The sequence below is a fragment of the Escherichia sp. KS167_9B genome (assembly GCF_030295215.1).
GTDB lineage: Bacteria > Pseudomonadota > Gammaproteobacteria > Enterobacterales > Enterobacteriaceae > Escherichia > Escherichia coli_F.
In genome coordinates, this window is record NZ_AP025754.1 from 889,084 (window position 1) to 906,706 (window position 17,623).

Sequence of the window (17,623 nt, forward strand, 5' to 3'; positions counted from 1 at the left end):
GGCGCAGTCTCTCCTGCGCCGGAGTATTAACCTATCTCCTGTAACGCATGTCTCTGGCGTTCGACGATATTGGTCCACAAGTTGTCTTTATCGTCGGTCCATAAATTAATCAGCAAGGCAAAAAAGCGTTCTGCAGCCGGAGAAAGTACGGCATCTTTGCGGCGAATAATCCCCAATGTCCGACGTATAACGGGTTCCACCAGCGGGATACCAATAATGGAAGAATAGGGCGCATGGGGCATTGCAAGACCAGGAAGCGCTGAAATCCCCAGTCCCGCCTCTACCAGTCCTAACGACGTCGAAAGATGACGCACTTCGTAAAACCAATCCAGCTTCCAGGGCTTGTCGGCCAGTTGCTGTTCTATCAGCAGTCGGTTGCCGCTGGAGGAGCGTACGCCAATCATTTTGTAACCTACTAACTCCTGCCATTCTACAAGCTGCTTTTTGGCTAATGGGTGGTCACGCCGACAGGCCAGCACAAACGGCTCGTTGACCAGTGGGGTAAAATCAATGGATGAATTTGTGACGTTGTTCATGTTTATGCCAAAGTCTGATTCGTTACACAGCACCGATTCCATGCAATTATTCGTGCCTTGTTCCAGAATCCGCACTTTAATATTGGGATACAGCTCATTAAATTTACCGATTGCCAGTGGTAAAAAATAAAATACTGCGGTCGGAATACACGCTAACGTCACCATACCACGATGATAAGCATTCATATCACGAATATTAAAAAGCGTTTCATCGAATTTCTTTATTAATTCCCGTGCCTCCGGGAGCAACCTTTTTCCTGCTTTTGTTAACGTAACCTTGCGAGTTGTACGCTCAAATAGTTGAATATGTAAATCCTCTTCCATCTTTTTTATTCTTCGCGTTAATGCAGGTTGCGTAATATTGAGTAATTTAGCAGCATTGTTAAATGAACTGGACTCTGCCAGTATGACAAATGCCTTCATACTTGATAATTCATGCTTCATTATTACTCCGAAAAATGGATGCGACGATTTTGGATGACAGGCCGTTAAAAATTTTAACTGCATTTAGCCAACTTAAATTAATGAAAAAATGTTATTAATCGTTGAGCTAAAGTCATTAGAGATGCTTTGCCCTTAATGTAACCATATCGCAATAAGTTATGTTTTTAAATTGAGGGCATTATTATGAAAAAAATACCCTGCGTGATGATGCGAGGTGGAACCTCGAGGGGCGCGTTCCTGTTAGCGGAACATCTACCCGAAGATCAAACGCAGCGCGATAAAATATTGATGGCAATTATGGGTTCCGGTAACGATCTGGAAATTGACGGTATTGGCGGCGGTAATCCGCTGACCAGTAAAGTCGCCATAATTAGCCGTTCCAGCGATCCGCGTGCTGACGTCGATTATCTGTTTGCTCAGGTTATCGTCCATGAGCAACGTGTCGACACTACACCTAACTGCGGCAATATGCTGTCTGGCGTTGGGGCATTCGCCATTGAAAATGGTTTGATTGCAGCGACTTCGCCAGTTACCCGCGTACGTATCCGCAACGTCAATACGGGTACGTTCATCGAAGCTGATGTGCAAACGCCAAATGGTGTTGTCGAGTACGAGGGTAGCACCAGAATTGACGGCGTACCGGGTACTGCCGCACCGGTTGCGCTCACTTTCCTGAATGCCGCTGGAACCAAAACCGGAAAAGTTTTCCCGACTGATAATCAGATCGATTATTTTGACGATGTTCCAGTGACTTGTATCGATATGGCGATGCCAGTCGTCATTATTCCGGCTGATTATTTGGGTAAAACAGGCTATGAATTACCGGCGGAACTGGATGCCGACAAAACATTATTAGCCCGCATTGAATCTATCCGCCTACAAGCGGGTAAAGCAATGGGCTTAGGTGATGTCAGTAATATGGTTATCCCTAAGCCTGTGCTTATTTCTCCAGCACAGAAAGGCGGGGCAATTAATGTGCGTTATTTTATGCCGCACTCCTGCCATCGTGCGCTGGCGATAACCGGTGCTATTGCCATTTCCAGTAGTTGTGCATTGGAAGGCACCGTCACCCGACAAATCGTCCCTTCTGTAGGATATGGCAATATCAATATTGAACATCCCAGTGGTGCGCTCGACGTTCATTTAAGCAATGAAGGTCAGGATGCCACAACCTTACGCGCATCTGTTATTCGGACGACCAGAAAAATATTTTCCGGTGAAGTTTATCTTCCCTGAAAAGGTCGTTGTCGTGATAAGGGCAATTAACAAAGGACTTCTGTATAAGTCATACAGAAAGAACAGGATTTTAAATGAATAAAAAATCGTTATGGAAGCTAATTCTGATATTAGCGATCCCATGTATTATTGGCTTTATGCCAGCTCCGGCAGGATTAAGCGAACTGGCGTGGGTGCTTTTTGGTATTTACCTGGCAGCAATCGTCGGGCTGGTTATCAAGCCTTTCCCGGAACCTGTCGTACTGTTAATTGCCGTTGATGCCTCAATGGTGGTGGTCGGTAATTTATCCGCTGGTGCATTTAAGACTACCGCCGTATTAAGCGGTTACTCTTCAGGTACCACCTGGCTGGTGTTCTCGGCGTTTACCTTAAGCGCCGCATTTGTGACCACCGGCTTAGGCAAACGTATAGCCTATCTGCTGATTGGTAAAATCGGTAACACCACGCTGGGGCTGGGTTACGTTACGGTATTCCTCGATCTGGTACTGGCTCCGGCAACACCGTCTAACACCGCGCGTGCGGGCGGCATTGTTTTACCGATCATCAACAGCGTGGCGGTGGCTTTGGGGTCAGAACCTGAAAAAAGCCCGCGTCGTGTCGGACATTACCTGATGATGTCCATTTACATGGTCACCAAAACCACCAGCTATATGTTCTTTACCGCAATGGCGGGGAACATTCTGGCGCTGAAAATGATCAACGACATTCTGCACCTGCAAATTAGCTGGGGTGGATGGGCACTGGCCGCTGGTTTACCGGGCATCATTATGCTGCTGGTCACTCCGCTGGTGATTTACACCATGTATCCGCCAGAAATTAAGAAAGTGGATAACAAAACTATCGCCAAAGCGGGCCTTGCTGAACTGGGGCCGATGAAAATCCGCGAAAAAATGCTGCTCGGTGTCTTTGTGCTGGCGCTGTTGGGCTGGATTTTCAGTAAAACGCTCGGGGTAGATGAATCCACTGTGGCAATCGTTGTTATGGCGACCATGCTGCTGCTGGGGATCGTTACCTGGGAAGACGTGGTGAAAAATAAAGGCGGCTGGAATACCTTAATCTGGTACGGCGGTATTATCGGCTTAAGCTCCTTATTATCGAAAGTTAAATTCTTCGAATGGTTAGCTGAAGTCTTTAAAAATAACCTGGCATTTGACGGTCATGGTAACGTAGCTTTCTTCGTTATTATTTTCCTTAGCATCATCGTGCGTTATTTCTTTGCTTCCGGTAGTGCCTATATCGTTGCCATGTTACCGGTATTTGCCATGCTGGCGAACGTCTCCGGCGCACCGTTAATGTTAACTGCGCTGGCGCTGCTTTTCTCCAACTCCTATGGCGGCATGGTTACTCACTATGGCGGTGCGGCAGGTCCGGTCATCTTCGGCGTAGGCTATAACGATATTAAATCCTGGTGGTTAGTCGGTGCGGTACTGACGATATTAACCTTCCTGGTACATATCACCCTCGGCGTGTGGTGGTGGAATATGCTGATCGGCTGGAACATGCTGTAAATATACTCGTCATACTTCAAGTTGCATGTGCTGCGTCTGCGTTCGCTCACCCCAGTCACTTACTTATGTAAGCTCCTGGGGATTCACTCGCTTGCCGCCTTCCTGCAACTCGAATTATTTAGAGTATATCCATTTATTATCTTTCTGCGTACTTAACGGTGCGCAGATATCTGGAGCATTTGATGATCAAGTTATCTGAAAAAGGCGTGTTTCTCGCCAGTAATAACGAAATAATTGCCGAAGAACATTTCACCGGCGAAATTAAAAAAGAAGAAGCAAAAAAAGGCACTATTGCCTGGTCTATTCTCTCTTCTCATAATACGTCCGGAAATATGGATAAACTTAAAATTAAGTTTGATTCATTAGCCTCTCACGATATTACCTTTGTTGGTATTGTACAGACCGCTAAAGCGTCCGGTATGGAACGTTTCCCGCTGCCGTATGTGCTGACCAACTGCCATAACTCACTCTGCGCCGTCGGCGGCACCATTAACGGTGATGACCATGTTTTTGGTTTATCGGCAGCGCAGCGTTATGGCGGTATTTTTGTGCCTCCACATATTGCGGTCATCCATCAATATATGCGTGAGATGATGGCAGGCGGCGGCAAAATGATCCTCGGGTCAGACAGCCACACCCGTTACGGTGCATTAGGGACAATGGCAGTCGGTGAGGGTGGCGGTGAGTTGGTAAAACAGCTGCTTAATGACACCTGGGATATCGACTATCCGGGAGTTGTTGCGGTGCATTTGACCGGAAAACCTGCGCCGTATGTGGGGCCGCAGGATGTGGCGCTGGCTATCATCGGTGCCGTGTTCAAAAACGGCTACGTCAAAAACAAAGTGATGGAGTTCGTGGGTCCCGGTGTTGCGGCGCTCTCTACCGATTTCCGTAACAGCGTTGACGTGATGACCACTGAAACTACCTGTTTAAGTTCTGTCTGGCAAACTGATGAAGAAGTCCATAACTGGCTGGCGCTGCACGGTCGCGGCCAGGATTACTGCCAGCTTAACCCTCAACCGATGGCGTACTACGATGGCTGCATCAGCGTTGATTTAAGCGCCATCAAACCAATGATTGCGCTGCCGTTCCACCCGAGCAACGTGTATGAAATCGACATGCTGAACCAGAACCTGACTGACATTCTGCGTGAGATTGAAATTGAGTCCGAGCGCGTGGCGCACGGTAAAGCCAAACTCTCGCTGCTGGATAAAGTGGAAAATGGTCGCCTGAAAGTGCAGCAGGGGATTATCGCGGGCTGTTCTGGCGGTAACTACGAAAACGTCATCGCGGCGGCGAATGCGCTGCGCGGTCAATCCTGTGGCAATGACACCTTCTCGCTGGCGGTTTATCCGTCATCACAGCCGGTGTTTATGGATTTAGCCAAAAAAGGCATGGTAGCAGATTTGATTGGCGCAGGCGCAATCATCAGAACCGCGTTCTGCGGCCCATGCTTCGGTGCGGGTGATACGCCAATCAACAACGGTTTGAGTATTCGCCACACCACGCGTAACTTCCCGAACCGCGAAGGCTCTAAGCCAGCTAATGGTCAGATGTCAGCGGTGGCGTTGATGGACGCCCGTTCTATTGCTGCGACTGCGGCAAACGGAGGCTATTTAACCTCTGCCAGCGAACTCGATTGCTGGGACAACGTGCCGGAGTACGCCTTCGATGTAACGCCGTATAAAAACCGTGTTTATCAGGGCTTTGTGAAAGGGGCGACCCAGCAACCGCTGATTTACGGACCGAACATTAAAGACTGGCCGGAATTGGGGGCGCTGACTGACAATATCGTCCTCAAAGTGTGCTCGAAGATCCTCGACGAAGTCACCACCACCGACGAACTGATTCCTTCCGGTGAAACCTCTTCTTATCGTTCAAATCCGATTGGTTTGGCGGAGTTTACCCTGTCACGCCGCGATCCAGGTTATGTTGGCAGAAGTAAAGCGACTGCTGAGCTGGAAAATCAGCGTCTGGCGGGCAATGTCAGCGAGCTGACAGAGGTGTTTGCGCGCATTAAGCAGATTGCTGGTCAGGAGCATATTGATCCGCTGCAAACTGAAATTGGCAGCATGGTCTATGCGGTGAAACCAGGCGATGGTTCTGCGCGTGAGCAGGCGGCGAGCTGCCAGCGTGTGATTGGCGGTCTGGCGAATATTGCCGAGGAATACGCGACTAAACGCTACCGTTCTAACGTCATCAACTGGGGAATGTTACCGCTGCAGATGGCGGAAGCACCGAACTTTGAAGTGGGCGATTACATTTACATCCCTGGCATTAAAGCGGCGCTGGATAATCCGGGGACGACGTTTAAAGGTTATGTGATCCATGAAGATGCGCCGGTAACAGAGATTACGCTCTATATGGAAAGTCTGACTGCTGAAGAGCGCGAGATTATCAAGGCGGGTAGTTTGATTAACTTCAATAAAAACCGTCAGATGTAAAAAGCGCCATGTGAATGTAGGTCGCATCCGGCACTTATTGTCGGATGCGATGCTGACGCATCTTATCCGACCTACAAATCGCATCGAACCGTAGGCCGGATAAGGCGTTTACGCCGTATCCGGCACTTATTGTCGGATGCGATGCTGACGTATCTTATCTGACCTACGAATCGCATCGAACTGTAGGCCGGATAAGGCGTTTACGCCGCATCCGGCAAAAAGTTAATCGCTTTTACTTCTTCGCCTCTGCAACCACTTTGCTACCCACGCCGCGGTTATTGTATTCCCACATGCGGTTGTAGTTAGTGTCATTCAGATTACGCTGTACTTCGTCGTTATCATCAACGTTGCCAGTATTACCCGCAAACGGGCGATTGGAAATCACCGCATCGGCCCACGGTTTAGCCGTGTTAAAACCTTCGTTGATGGCGCTATCACGGATCACCACCTGACCGTTGGTATTGGCATCAACATCCAGCGAGCGGCCCAGTTGCGCCACGCCATCACCGGAAGCATTGAAGCGGCTGTTTACGGCGAGGAAACCGTAATAGATGTTAGACAGCGTAGCCGGTGCAAACACATACGCTTCTTGCTGAGTACGTGAGTTCACCACGCGGAATTCGGTATTATCGAACACCACTGCGCCGCGACCAGAAACGATATCCACATCCCCTTCAATGTAACTGTTGGTCACCAGAGTACGCGGCTGACGGTTGGTTTCCAGACGGTTTTGCACACCACTGTTGGTGACAAAGAATGTATTCTGACGACCGAGAATGTTGACGTTATTGATCTGCACTTTGTCGCCATCAGTACGCAGTGCCACCGCCGGATGGTTACCCGCATCTACGCTATCACCCAGCGTGTTTTCGATGGTCAGGTTTTGCAGTTGCAGGCCGTTGTTTTGTGACCAGAAGACCGCAGAACACAGAACGCCGATACTGTCGCTGCGTTTGCTCTGGCAGCTATCGTACATATACCACGCTGGTTTACCTGGCATATATTTGCCGCGCGGGTTGACGTCGTGACGCCAGTCGGCAGGGCTCATGCTCCCATCAAGGGAAAGCCCAATCTTCACATCAATCGGTTTTTCACCTGTACCGTACAGAGTAATTCCACCCGGAGCAGCAGGGACATACACCGTTCCCTGATACTCACCAGGCATCACGGCAATATACTGGCGCTTGTTGGTGCGCTTGATAATTGCCGCATCTACCGCCGCCTGAATCGTGGTATGCGTTACACCCGGAGTACCCGCCGGGCCGACAACAAAGTCAGGTTGCGCAGGCAGAGTAATCGGGGAAGGATTCCACGCTGCAGCACCTGGCGTCAGGGACGCAAAATAGTGTTGAGCATCGAAATTCTGCGCTTCTTTTGCCGACAGAATCGGGCGAGAAGAGGTACCAGGCGCGGTTTGATCAGAAGGACGTTGATCGGGCGGTGTTGAGCTACAGGCGGTCAGCGTCACGCCAAAAGCCAATGCCAGCGCCAGACGGGAAACTGAAAATGTGTTCACAGGTTGCTCCGGGCTATGAAATAGAAAAATGAATCCGTTGAAGCCTGCTTTTTTATACTAAGTTGGCATTATAAAAAAGCATTGCTTATCAATTTGTTGCAACGAACAGGTCACTATCAGTCAAAATAAAATCATTATTTGATTTCAATTTTGTCCCACTCCCTGCCTCTGTCATCACGATACTGTGATGCCATGGTGTCCGACTTATGCCCGAGAAGATGTTGAGCAAACTTATCGCTTATCTGCTTCTCATAGAGTCTTGCAGACAAACTGCGCAACTCGTGAAAGGTAGGCGGATCCCCTTCGAAGGAAAGGCCTGATGCTTTTCGTGCGCGCATAAAATACCTTGATACTGTGCCGGATGAAAGCGGTTCACGACGAGTAGATGCAATTATGGTTTCTCCGTCAAGAATCTCTTTGCATTTATCAAGTGTTTCCTTCATTGATATCCCGAGAGCATCAACATGCAATGTTGTTGGGATGGCAATTTTTACGCCCGTTTTGCTTTGCTCGACATAAAGATATCCATCTACGATATCAGACCACTTCATTTCGCATAAATCACCAACTCGTTGCCCGGTAACAACAGCCAGTTCCATTGCAAGTCTGAGCCAACATGGTGATGATTCTGCTGCTTGATAAATTTTCAGGTATTCGTCAGCTGTAAGTCTTGATCTCCTTACCTCTGATTTTGCTGCGCGAGTGGCAGCGACTGGGTTTGTTGTTATATGGCCTTCAGCTATTGCCTCTCGGAATGCATCGCTCAGTGTTGATCTGATTAACTTGGCTGATGCCGCCTTGCCCTCGTCTATGTATCCATTGAGCATTGCCGCAATTTCTTTTGTGGTGATGTCTTCAAGTGGAGCATCAGGCAGCCCCCTCCTTATTGCTTTAATTTTGCTCATGTAATTTATGAGTGTCTTCTGCTTGATTCCTCTGCTGGCGAGGATTTTTTCGTAGCGATCAAGCCATGAATGTAACGTAACAGAATTATCACTGTTGATTCTCGCTGTCAGAGGCTTGTGTTTGTGTCCTGAAAATAACTCAATATTGGCCTGTATTGCTTCAGTGATTGCTATCCTCCTGTCTCGGCCTAATCCAAACTCTTTACCCGTCCTTGGGTCCCTGTAGCAGTAATATCCATTGTTTCTTATATAAAGGTTAGGGGGTAAATCCCGGCGCTCATGACTTCGCCTTCTTCCCATTTCTGATCCTCTTCAAAAGGCTACCTGTTACTGGTCGATTTAAGTCAACCTTTACCGCTGATTCGTGGAACAGATACTCTCTTCCATCCTTAACCGGAGGAGGGAATATCCTGCACTCGCGTACCCATCGACGAACTGTTTCAAGGCTTCTTGGGCGTCGCTGGCGTGCGTTCCACTCCTGAAGTGTCAAGTACATCGCAAAGTCTCCGCAATTACACGCAAGAAAAAACCGCCATCAGGCGGCATGGTGTTCTTTCAGTTCTTCAATTCGAATATTGGTTACGTCTGCATGCGCTATCTGCGCCCATATCATCCAGTGGTCGTAGCAGTCGTTGATGTTCTCCGCTTCGATAACTCTGTTGAATGGTTCTCCATTCCATTCACCTGTGACTTTGAATTTCATTAAGTTTCACCTGTAAAAAAAGGAGCCGAAGCTCCTTTGATATTAAAATTCGAATTGTCTCGCCCGAAGGCTTTTTAACATTGGTCTTGCCCGTTCGAAAATGGCGCTTGTCTGGTCAATTCGTGTTGCCTCCCTGAGCAATGCGTCTCTGTTTTTCGTCACCGTGTAGAAAGTCTCAAACGCGATGTCATACAGCTTGCTCGCGTATGATGAGTTCAGTTCCTTCAATATCGGATACAGGCGTTTGCTGATGTCCTGTGCTTTCTCCATCTGTACCTGCATGTAGCAGAGGAGGATGATTTCCTCGTCTGTGAATTGCTGTGCTGGTTGCATGCTGCGAAGTTTCTTTTCGCACTCGATGAAGTATCGGCGTATCTGGCGGCCTTTTTCGTTGTGCTCCACCATCGCCAGTTCTTTGGCTGTGTCGAGGGTGAGGTGGTAATCCTTGCGGTTGTGACCGCCTCTACCAGATGTTTGCTTTCCCAAATTGGAAAGCAAAATATAGTCTTGATTTTCAATGAATTCGTATTCTGAAATGCGATTTGTAATCCATGCCGCAAACACCTTTTTCACGCCTAAAAAAGCATGCAGATCGCGGGCATTGCAGAGTAGGGCTGTTTCGTTGGCGATAGTGCCGTTGAATACGGGGATGAGTTGACTGGTCATTTTTATGTCCTTTGCATTTGTTCAGATAGCCCTGTGTTCAGCAGGGCGGTCAGGTACTTGAACACCGTGCAAAGTCGGCCCGTATCCTTAACCTTTCGGTTGTTTTTCGGTATACGCGCTACCCGACCATATCTGAGAAATGGACATAAAAAAGCCGCATGACTGACGGGTGCGGTTTCCGCTTTGCAAGGTGTGTTCAGCACCATGAAGCGGAATATAGCCCCGTTAATGCGGATTTGTCAAATCATGTGGTCTTTATCTTGCTGTAAGCCGCGCCATTCGGTCTTTTCCCCCAGATTTGGGGAAAACTATCTTGTCAAAATCATGCAGCCTTTCGTTCTCCTTCGATGAGTTCCTCGATCTTGTGCACTCCCGCCTCGTTGTAGCGAAATGTCTCGACCTGCTTGTCACTGTGCGCCGATTTGTCGATGAACCACTTCCCGTACTTTTCTGTTTTGAGCATGTAGGTGTTGGCAATGCGCCCTATCTTGTTGGCTGAAATGCCAAGCATGGTGCCAACCTCCGACGCAGAGTAGTGATGTTCATCAATGACCGGAAGAGGGATTGCACTAAAGCCGACGACGGGATTAATCAGGCTGGCGGCAACGACCTGTTTAGCTTCCGGTGCGAGGTGAGGGAGGAAGTCGAAGAGGTCTTTCATTGTGTCGACGGTCATTTTCAATGCGCGTGCCTTACGGAATTCTTCAAGGCCATCCGGTGATTTCTTCGTGGTCGTTTTTTGTTGCAACTGCTGTTGCATTGATTCAAGTTTGTCGACCAGCGAACGACGGACGGCTTTCGACTCACGTGCGGCGACGCGCAGGGCTTGCTTGTAGGTCATCACTATAACCACCTGATCCGCTCCGCCTTTTTTCTTATCCATGGGGGTTACGAAAATTTCGTAACCCTCCCCCTCAAGCTCATCTTTGATGCGTGCAATGAAGTCGTTGTTGCGTACTTCTTTTTCGCCTCGCAGTCTCCGCGCCTCATTAACCATTTTCAACAGCATCTGGCTGTCAATTGTTGCAGCCGGAAACGAAGACTGATTTGCAATATTGTTAATCATGTATTCTGTCCTTTTCAGATAAAAGAAATCCCCGCCAATGCGAGGATTGTTATTCATTGCTGATACTCACCTTAATCTCAACATTTCGCAGCTTTAGCTCTACTGGCAGGTCTGACTTTCCGGTTAATGCTAATGCGAGATTTTCTGGAGTAATGAGAGCAGTTATTGTTTTCCCCCTCGCCAGACGAATAATCATTCGTATCTCGCAATCGTCACATGCTCCCGGTCGAACAATTGAGATTTGTCCGTTCATCTCACTCTCCTTTGATGCGAATGCCAGCGGCGCGCTCGGCTTCACTTTGTTCCCAAAACCACTTGTGAAGCGCCATAAGCTTTTCGTCAATCGGTGCATATTTGCGATTAAAGTAGGCCTGAGCATCTTTCTCAGATTCGTCCGGTAATTCGCCAGGGCCAAACAGTGTGTTATAAATCCATGCTAGTCCGCTCTTAGCGTCGCCAGTTGCCTGCCATTCGATAATGGCAGCCTGCATGACCAGAATGTTTTTCCCGATTAATAGGTCCAGTTCTTTGTACCGGTTGCGGATGTATGCATTCTCGCTTTGTAATTTTGCGTTGCGCTTTTCTGAGGCTTCAAGTAACGCCTGCTTATCGCGTAGCGCTTCTTCCAGTTCAGCAACATGGCATTCGCTATCAATAAGGTTGTTCTCTGCTGCTTCAAGCTCAACACGCAGCTTCCCTACCGTTAGCGCAATATCCTCGTTCTCCTGGTCACGGCGTTTGATGTATTGCTGGTTTCTTTCCTGTTCATCCAGCAGTGCCAGCACGGTAGCCGGGTTAGCCTCTGCTATGAATTCAGCGTTTGCATAAGCCTGAGCATCTGATTCAATCAGGCAGTTAACATGACATTCCGCAATCACGCCACCGGGTTCTCCTTTCCATTTTTGGCAAACAAAAACTCCTGTTAAATTGCCGTGCTGGTTAACAGATGTATGCCCTACGATGTAGCTTCCTTTAGTTGCTTTCTCTGCCTTTTCACGCAGTGCCTGATAATTAATTTCGCTCACTTCGAACCTCTCTGTTTACTGATAAGCTCCAGATCCTCCTGGCAACTTGCACAAGTCCGACAACCCTGAACTGCCAGGCGTCTTCGTTCATCTATCGGATCGCCACACTCACAACAATGAGTTGCGGATACAGTCTGGTAGTTCAGGCGACGCATTTTTATTGCTGTATTGCGCTGTAATTCTTCAATTTCTGATGCTGAATCAATGATATCTGCCATCTTTCATTAATCCCTGAATTGTTGGTTAATACGCTTGAGGGTGAATGCGAACAATAAAAAAGGAGCCTGTAGCTCCCTGATGATTTTGCTTTTCATGTTCATCGCTCCTTAAAGACGCCGTTTAACATGCCGATCGCCAGACTTAAATGAGTCGGTGTGAATCCCATTAGCGTTACCGTTTCGCGGTGCTTCTTCAGTACGCTACGGCAAATGTCATCGACGTTTTTATCCGGAAACTGCTGTCTGGCTTTTTTGATTTCAGAATTAGCCTGACGGGCAATGCTGCGAAGGGCGTTTTCCTGCTGAGGTGTCATTGAACAAGTCCCATGTCGGCAAGCATAAGCACACAGAATATGAAGCCTGCTGCCAGAAAAATGCATTCTGTTGTTGTCATGCCGGGTCTCTCTCGTTTGCTTCTGCTTTCGCCGCCATCATTTCCAGCTTTTGTGAAAGGGATGTGGCTAACGTATGAAATTCTTCGTCTGTTTCTACTGGTATTGGCACAAACCTGACTCCAATTTGAGCGAGGCTATGTGCCATCCCGATACTCGTTCTTAATTCAACAGGAGATGCTTTGTGCATACAGCCCCTCGTTTATTATTTATCTCTTCAGCCAGCCGCTGTGCTTTCAGTGGATTTCGGATAACAGAAAGGCCGGGAAATACCCAGCCTCGCTTTGTAACGGAGTAGACGAAAGTGATCGTGCCTACCCGGATATTATCGTGAGGATGCTTCATTACCATTGCTCCCCATATACAAAACCAATTTCAGCCAGTGCCTCGTCCATTTTTTCGATGAACTCCGGCACCATCTCGTCAAAACTCGCCATGTACTTTTCATTCCGCTCAATCACGACATAATGCAGGCCTTCACGCTTCATGCGCGGGTCATAGTTGGCAAAGTACCAGGCATCTTTTCGTGTCACCCACATGCTGTACTGCACCTGGGCCATGTAAGCCGATTTTATGGCCTCGAAACCACCGAGCCGGAACTTCATGAAATCCCGGGAGGTAAACGGGCATTTCAGCTCAAGGCCGTTGCCGTCACTGCATAAACCATCGGGAGAGCAGGCGGTGCGCATACTTTCGTCGCGATAGATGATCGGGGATTCAGTAACATTCACGCCGGAAGTGAACTCAAAGAGGGTTCTGGCGTCGTTCTCGTACTGTTTTCCCCAGGCCAGAGCCTTAGCGTTAACTTCCGGAGCCACACCGGTGCAAACCTCAGCCAGCAGGGTGTGGAAGTAGGACATTTTCATGTCAGGCCACTTCTTTCCTGATCGGGGTTTTGCTATCACGTTGTGAACTTCTGAAGCGGTGATGACGCCGAGCCGTAATTTGTGCCACGCATCATCCCCCTGTTCGACAGCTCTCACGTCGATCCCTGTACGTTGCAGGATAATGTCCGGTGTCATGCTGCCACCTTCTGCTCTGCGGCTTTCTGTTTCAGGAATCCAAGAGCTTTTACTGCTTCGGCCTGTGTCAGTTCTGACGATGCACGAATGTCGCGGCGAAATATCTGGGAACAGAGCGGCAATAAGTCGTCATCCCATGTTTTATCCAGGGCGATCAGCAGAGTGTTAATCTCCTGCATGGTTTCATCGTTAACCGGAGTGATGTCGCGTTCCGGCTGACGTTCTGCAGTGTATGCGGTATTTTCGACAATGCCCTCGGCTTCATCCTTGTCATAGATACCCGCAAATCCGAAGGCCAGACGGGCACACTGAATCATGGCTTTATGCCGTAACATCCGTTTGGGATGCGACTGCCACGGCCCCGTAATTTCTCTGCCTTCGCGGGTTTTGAATGGTTCGCGGCGGCATTCATCCATCCACTCGGTAACGCAGATCGGATGATTGCGGTCTTTGCGGTAAATCCGGCATGTGCAGGATTCGTTGTCCTGTTCAAAGTCCATACCATCAAACTGCTGGTTTTCATTGATGATGCGGGACCAGCCATCAACGCCCACCACCGGAACGATGCCGTTCTGCTTATCAGGGAAGGCGTAAATTTCTTTCGTCCACGGATTAAGGCCGTACTGGTTGGCGACGATCAGCAATGCGATGAACTGCGCATCGCTGGCATCACCTTTAAATGCTGTCTGGCGAAGAGTGGTGATCAGTTCCTGTGGGTCGACAGAATCCATGCCGACACGTTCAGCCAGCTTCCCAGCCAGCGTTGCGAGTGCTGTACTCATCCGTTTTATACCTCTGAATCAATATCAACCTGGTGGTGAGCAATGGTTTCAACCATGTACCGGATGTGTTCTGCCATGCGCTCCTGAAACTCAACATCGTCATCAAACGCACGGGTAATGGCTTTTTTGCTGGCCCCGTGACGTTGCAAATGATCGATGCATAGCGATTCAAACAGGTGCTGGGGCAGGCCTTTTTCCATATCGTCTGCCAGTTCTGCCTCTTTCTCTTCACGGGCGATCTGCTGGTAGTGACGCGCCCAGCTCTGAGCCTCAAGACGATCCTGAATGTAATAAGCGTTCATGGCTGAACTCCTGAAATAGCTGTGAAAATATCGCCCGCTAAATGCCGGGCTGATTAGGAAAACAGGAAAGGGGGTTAGTGAATGCTTTTGCTTGATCTCAGTTTCAGCATTAATATCCATTTTTTATAAGCGTCGACGGCTTCACGAAACATCTTTTCATCGCCAATAAAAGTGGCGATAGTGAATTTAGTCTGGATAGCCATAAGTGTTTGATCCATTTTTTGGGACTCCTGGCTGATTAAGTATGTCGATAAGGCGTTTCCATCCGTCACGTAATTTACGGGTGATTCGTTCAAGTAAAGATTCGGAAGGGCAGCCAGCAACAGGCCACCCTGCAATGGCATATTGCATGGTGTGCTCCTTATTTATACATAACGAAAAACGCCTCGAGTGAAGCGTTATTGGTATGCGGTAACGCAGCGCTCAGGCGGCTTTGATAGTCATATCATCTGAATCAAATATTCCTGATGTATCGATATCGGTAATTCTTATTCCTTCGCTACCATCCATTGGAGGCCATCCTTCCTGACCATTTCCATCATTCCAGTCGAACTCACACACAACACCATATGCATTTAAGTCGCTTGAAATTGCTATAAGCAGAGCATGTTGCGCCAGCATGATTAATACAGCATTTAATACAGAGCCGTGTTTATTGAGTCGGTATTCAGAGTCTGACCAGAAATTATTAATTTGGTGAAGTTTTTCCTCTGTCATTAAGTCATGGTCGATTTCAATTTCTATTGATGCTTTCCAGTCGTAATCAATGATGTATTTTTTGATGTTTGACATCTATTCATATCCTCACAGAAAAAAATCGCCCTCACACTGGAGGGCAAAGAAGATTTCCAATAATCAGAACAAGTCGGCTCCTGTTTAGTTACGAGCGACATTGCTCCGTGTATTCACTCGTTGGAATGAATACACAGTGCAGTGTTTATTCTGTTATTTATGCCAAAAATAAAGGCCACTATCAGGCAGCTTTGTTGTTCTGTTAACCAAGTTCTCTGGCAATCATTGCCGTCGTTCGTATTGCCCATTTATCGACATATTTCCCATCTTCCATTACAGGAAACATTTCTTCAGGCTTAACCATGCATTCCGATTGCAGCTTGCATCCATTGCATCGCTTGAATTGTCCACACCATTGATTTTTATCAATAGTCGTAGTCATACGGATAGTCTTGGTATTGTTCCATCACATCCTGAGGATGCTCTTCGAACTCTTCAAATTCTTCTTCCATATATCACCTCAAATAAGTTGTTTGCTGCCTAATTTCATTTTCTGGCGACCAACACAAGTCACACCCATTTCACTGCGTGGCTTGCTGTACCATGTGCGCTGATTCTTGCGCTCAATACGCTGCAGGTTGCTTTCAATCTGTTCGTGGTATTCAGCCAGCACCGTAAGGTCTATCGGATTCAGTGCGCTTTCTACTCGTGATTTCGGTTTGCGATTCAGCGAGAGAATAGGGCGGTTAACTGGTTTTGCGCTTACCCCAACCAACAGGGGATTTGCTGCTTTCCATTGAGCCTGTTTCTCTGCGCGACGTTCGCGGCGGCGTGTTTGTGCATCCATCTGGATTCTCCTGTCAGTTAGCTTTGAGTAACGCGCCGTGATGCTTATCTCCACGGTTGCTGTCTTGCAGCTGCATTTCGCGCTACTCAAAGCCTTCTGCTTTGAATGCTGCCCTTCTTCAGGGCTAAATTTTTAAGAGCGTCACCTTCATGGTGGTCAGTGCGTCCTGCTGATGTGCTTAGTATCACCGCCAGTGGTATTTGTGTCAACACCGCCAGAGATAGTTTATCACCGCAGATGGTTATCTGTATGTTTTTTATATAGATTTATTTTTTGCAGGGTTGTGTGGATTGGGAAGGTGATCGAGAGATCTGAATTGCGATGTTTAGTGAGTTGTATCTATTAATTTTCAAATAAATACAATTGGTTATGTGTTCTTGGGTGAGGGGGATCGTGAGGCAAAGAAAACCCGGCTCTGTGGCCGGGGTATGCATTTATGGTTTTTTTTGGTCGTGCTTTGCTAGGGCTTTATGAGTTTTCTTAATGCTGCTTCTAACTTTCTGAATTTTTTCTTGGGAAAGTTTTATGTTTTCAGGGGCTGTTCCAGTGTTAGAAATCATTACATTGCGAACAGATCTCCCTACGGTCTCAGCAGCATTCTCTAGTTGAGACTGTCCCTTCAGGTTCTGGTTTCTGATTCTTGCTTCTGTCTGTGTAATTCTGAATATATTGGCCGCGAGCTCTTCGCTTCCCATGAAGTCAAGCATCGTTCCATCTTTTTTAGTTAGGCCTTTTCGAGCTTTCAACTGTGAGAGATTCATATTGTACATCCCACGGTAGCCCGCATTTTGAAATAGACCATAGTCGACTACTCCGTGTTTATGGGCTACATGACTGAGAGTTTTCTCTCTAGATGTAATCTCGCCACGCAAATAAACTCGATTAACTGCGTCATGGTTATGATATGTAGTGTGTATTTCTGCTGCGAGCCCAGCAAAATAAGCTTGTGCATTTGCAACTTTTTGATTGCTGATGTCACCATTCATTACAATCAGATAACAAGCGAAACGAGTTAATTTAAAGTCATTTTTCGCATTTTCTGAAGGCATCTGGATGAAGTTATCGTATACAGGGATATCGAGGCTCACACATACAGATGTAGCTTTGTTGATGGCTTTCAATATCTGATCCATGCCATTATATCCAAGCATCATCGCTAAATCAGATGCAAACCAATAGGTAACACCGTTTTCTCTAGCGAAATCATCAAATGTTAACTGTGATGTGTCATCGAAAACAGTAATTTGCCTACTCATATCACACCCGAACTTACTCATCG

General features: G+C 47.7%; 25 protein-coding genes. 3 read left to right on the forward strand and 22 right to left on the reverse strand.

All coding sequences use genetic code 11. The features are described from left to right. Positions 1 to 26: 26 nt before the first annotated feature. Positions 27 to 980 carry a LysR family transcriptional regulator gene (locus QUE34_RS04230; protein ID WP_000679972.1) on the reverse strand — a complete coding sequence of 318 codons (954 nt, stop codon included), beginning with the start codon at positions 978 to 980 and terminating at the stop codon, positions 27 to 29. 183 nt (positions 981 to 1,163) lie between these two features. Between QUE34_RS04230 and QUE34_RS04235 the strand changes: the two genes are divergently transcribed. From QUE34_RS04235 to QUE34_RS04245, 3 genes are all read left to right on the forward strand, one after another. Beyond that, positions 1,164 to 2,216: a 4-oxalomesaconate tautomerase gene (locus QUE34_RS04235; protein WP_103253293.1), complete on the forward strand. Its 1,053-nt coding sequence runs from the start codon at positions 1,164 to 1,166 to the stop codon at positions 2,214 to 2,216. Positions 2,217 to 2,290: 74 nt separating this feature from the next. Then, entirely contained in the window at positions 2,291 to 3,724 is a 1,434-nt protein-coding gene (locus QUE34_RS04240) for an anion permease (RefSeq protein ID WP_286338927.1), read from the forward strand. A gap of 182 nt (positions 3,725 to 3,906) precedes the next feature. Then, the gene (locus tag QUE34_RS04245) at positions 3,907 to 6,168 is read left to right on the forward strand and encodes a hydratase (protein WP_105268526.1); all 2,262 of its coding nucleotides are present in this window, start codon (positions 3,907 to 3,909) and stop codon (positions 6,166 to 6,168) included. Between the two features lie 232 nt (positions 6,169 to 6,400). On the opposite strand, the gene QUE34_RS04250 is transcribed toward QUE34_RS04245, so the two are convergent. The 21 genes from QUE34_RS04250 to QUE34_RS04350 form a co-directional block, all read right to left on the reverse strand. Further along, positions 6,401 to 7,684: a putative acyl-CoA thioester hydrolase gene (locus QUE34_RS04250; protein WP_032183739.1), complete on the reverse strand. Its 1,284-nt coding sequence runs from the start codon at positions 7,682 to 7,684 to the stop codon at positions 6,401 to 6,403. A 134-nt stretch (positions 7,685 to 7,818) separates the two neighbouring features. Then, complete coding sequence (locus QUE34_RS04255; RefSeq protein ID WP_042970712.1) at positions 7,819 to 8,889, reverse strand: tyrosine-type recombinase/integrase; 1,071 nt, start codon at positions 8,887 to 8,889, stop codon at positions 7,819 to 7,821. Further along, the gene (locus tag QUE34_RS04260; protein ID WP_001303849.1) at positions 8,867 to 9,085 is read right to left on the reverse strand and encodes an excisionase; all 219 of its coding nucleotides are present in this window, start codon (positions 9,083 to 9,085) and stop codon (positions 8,867 to 8,869) included. The genes QUE34_RS04255 and QUE34_RS04260 overlap by 23 nt, the downstream gene beginning before the upstream one ends. 39 nt (positions 9,086 to 9,124) lie before the next feature. Further along, positions 9,125 to 9,292 carry a hypothetical protein gene (locus QUE34_RS04265; protein ID WP_042970713.1) on the reverse strand — a complete coding sequence of 56 codons (168 nt, stop codon included), beginning with the start codon at positions 9,290 to 9,292 and terminating at the stop codon, positions 9,125 to 9,127. A gap of 42 nt (positions 9,293 to 9,334) precedes the next feature. Next, positions 9,335 to 9,958 (reverse strand): antA/AntB antirepressor family protein, encoded by a 624-nt coding sequence (locus tag QUE34_RS04270; protein WP_024226604.1) that lies wholly within the window; start codon positions 9,956 to 9,958, stop codon positions 9,335 to 9,337. A gap of 322 nt (positions 9,959 to 10,280) precedes the next feature. Beyond that, positions 10,281 to 11,024 carry a hypothetical protein gene (locus QUE34_RS04275; protein WP_042970727.1) on the reverse strand — a complete coding sequence of 248 codons (744 nt, stop codon included), beginning with the start codon at positions 11,022 to 11,024 and terminating at the stop codon, positions 10,281 to 10,283. 49 nt (positions 11,025 to 11,073) lie between these two features. Beyond that, entirely contained in the window at positions 11,074 to 11,277 is a 204-nt protein-coding gene (locus QUE34_RS04280) for a hypothetical protein (protein WP_024226606.1), read from the reverse strand. Between the two features lies 1 nt (position 11,278). After that, positions 11,279 to 12,049 carry an ead/Ea22-like family protein gene (locus QUE34_RS04285; protein WP_001289918.1) on the reverse strand — a complete coding sequence of 257 codons (771 nt, stop codon included), beginning with the start codon at positions 12,047 to 12,049 and terminating at the stop codon, positions 11,279 to 11,281. Then, positions 12,046 to 12,267, reverse strand: coding sequence for a TraR/DksA family transcriptional regulator (locus QUE34_RS04290; protein ID WP_000763383.1), 222 nt, complete (start codon positions 12,265 to 12,267; stop codon positions 12,046 to 12,048). The genes QUE34_RS04285 and QUE34_RS04290 overlap by 4 nt, the downstream gene beginning before the upstream one ends. 98 nt (positions 12,268 to 12,365) lie before the next feature. After that, complete coding sequence (locus QUE34_RS04295) at positions 12,366 to 12,581, reverse strand: hypothetical protein (RefSeq protein ID WP_000188870.1); 216 nt, start codon at positions 12,579 to 12,581, stop codon at positions 12,366 to 12,368. 76 nt (positions 12,582 to 12,657) lie between these two features. Further along, complete coding sequence (locus QUE34_RS04300) at positions 12,658 to 12,849, reverse strand: DUF1382 family protein (RefSeq protein ID WP_000548547.1); 192 nt, start codon at positions 12,847 to 12,849, stop codon at positions 12,658 to 12,660. Next, complete coding sequence (locus QUE34_RS04305) at positions 12,822 to 13,004, reverse strand: DUF1317 domain-containing protein (protein ID WP_001303590.1); 183 nt, start codon at positions 13,002 to 13,004, stop codon at positions 12,822 to 12,824. Before QUE34_RS04305 ends, QUE34_RS04300 begins: the two co-directional genes overlap by 28 nt. Next, positions 13,004 to 13,681, reverse strand: a complete 678-nt coding sequence (locus QUE34_RS04310) for a lambda exonuclease family protein (RefSeq protein WP_000186836.1) — start codon at positions 13,679 to 13,681, stop codon at positions 13,004 to 13,006. Before QUE34_RS04310 ends, QUE34_RS04305 begins: the two co-directional genes overlap by 1 nt. Beyond that, complete coding sequence (gene bet / locus QUE34_RS04315; protein ID WP_047084740.1) at positions 13,678 to 14,463, reverse strand: phage recombination protein Bet; 786 nt, start codon at positions 14,461 to 14,463, stop codon at positions 13,678 to 13,680. The genes QUE34_RS04310 and bet overlap by 4 nt, the downstream gene beginning before the upstream one ends. Before the next feature lie 5 nt (positions 14,464 to 14,468). Continuing rightward, positions 14,469 to 14,765, reverse strand: a complete 297-nt coding sequence (locus tag QUE34_RS04320) for a host-nuclease inhibitor Gam family protein (RefSeq protein WP_000995439.1) — start codon at positions 14,763 to 14,765, stop codon at positions 14,469 to 14,471. A gap of 74 nt (positions 14,766 to 14,839) precedes the next feature. Further along, positions 14,840 to 14,983, reverse strand: coding sequence for a host cell division inhibitory peptide Kil (gene kil, locus QUE34_RS04325; RefSeq protein ID WP_000372941.1), 144 nt, complete (start codon positions 14,981 to 14,983; stop codon positions 14,840 to 14,842). Next, positions 14,952 to 15,116, reverse strand: coding sequence for a protease FtsH-inhibitory lysogeny factor CIII (locus tag QUE34_RS04330; RefSeq protein ID WP_001198861.1), 165 nt, complete (start codon positions 15,114 to 15,116; stop codon positions 14,952 to 14,954). Before QUE34_RS04330 ends, kil begins: the two co-directional genes overlap by 32 nt. 72 nt (positions 15,117 to 15,188) lie before the next feature. Next, on the reverse strand, positions 15,189 to 15,557 hold the full coding sequence (locus QUE34_RS04335) for a DUF2528 family protein (protein ID WP_000065351.1): 369 nt from the start codon (positions 15,555 to 15,557) through the stop codon (positions 15,189 to 15,191). A 202-nt stretch (positions 15,558 to 15,759) separates the two neighbouring features. Next, positions 15,760 to 15,939 (reverse strand): antirestriction Ral family protein, encoded by a 180-nt coding sequence (locus tag QUE34_RS04340; protein ID WP_000213971.1) that lies wholly within the window; start codon positions 15,937 to 15,939, stop codon positions 15,760 to 15,762. Positions 15,940 to 16,017: 78 nt separating this feature from the next. Beyond that, positions 16,018 to 16,344, reverse strand: a complete 327-nt coding sequence (locus tag QUE34_RS04345) for an antitermination protein N (RefSeq protein ID WP_000340009.1) — start codon at positions 16,342 to 16,344, stop codon at positions 16,018 to 16,020. A 434-nt stretch (positions 16,345 to 16,778) separates the two neighbouring features. Beyond that, complete coding sequence (locus QUE34_RS04350) at positions 16,779 to 17,621, reverse strand: BRO family protein (RefSeq protein ID WP_000032717.1); 843 nt, start codon at positions 17,619 to 17,621, stop codon at positions 16,779 to 16,781. Between the last annotated feature and the right edge of the window lie 2 nt (positions 17,622 to 17,623).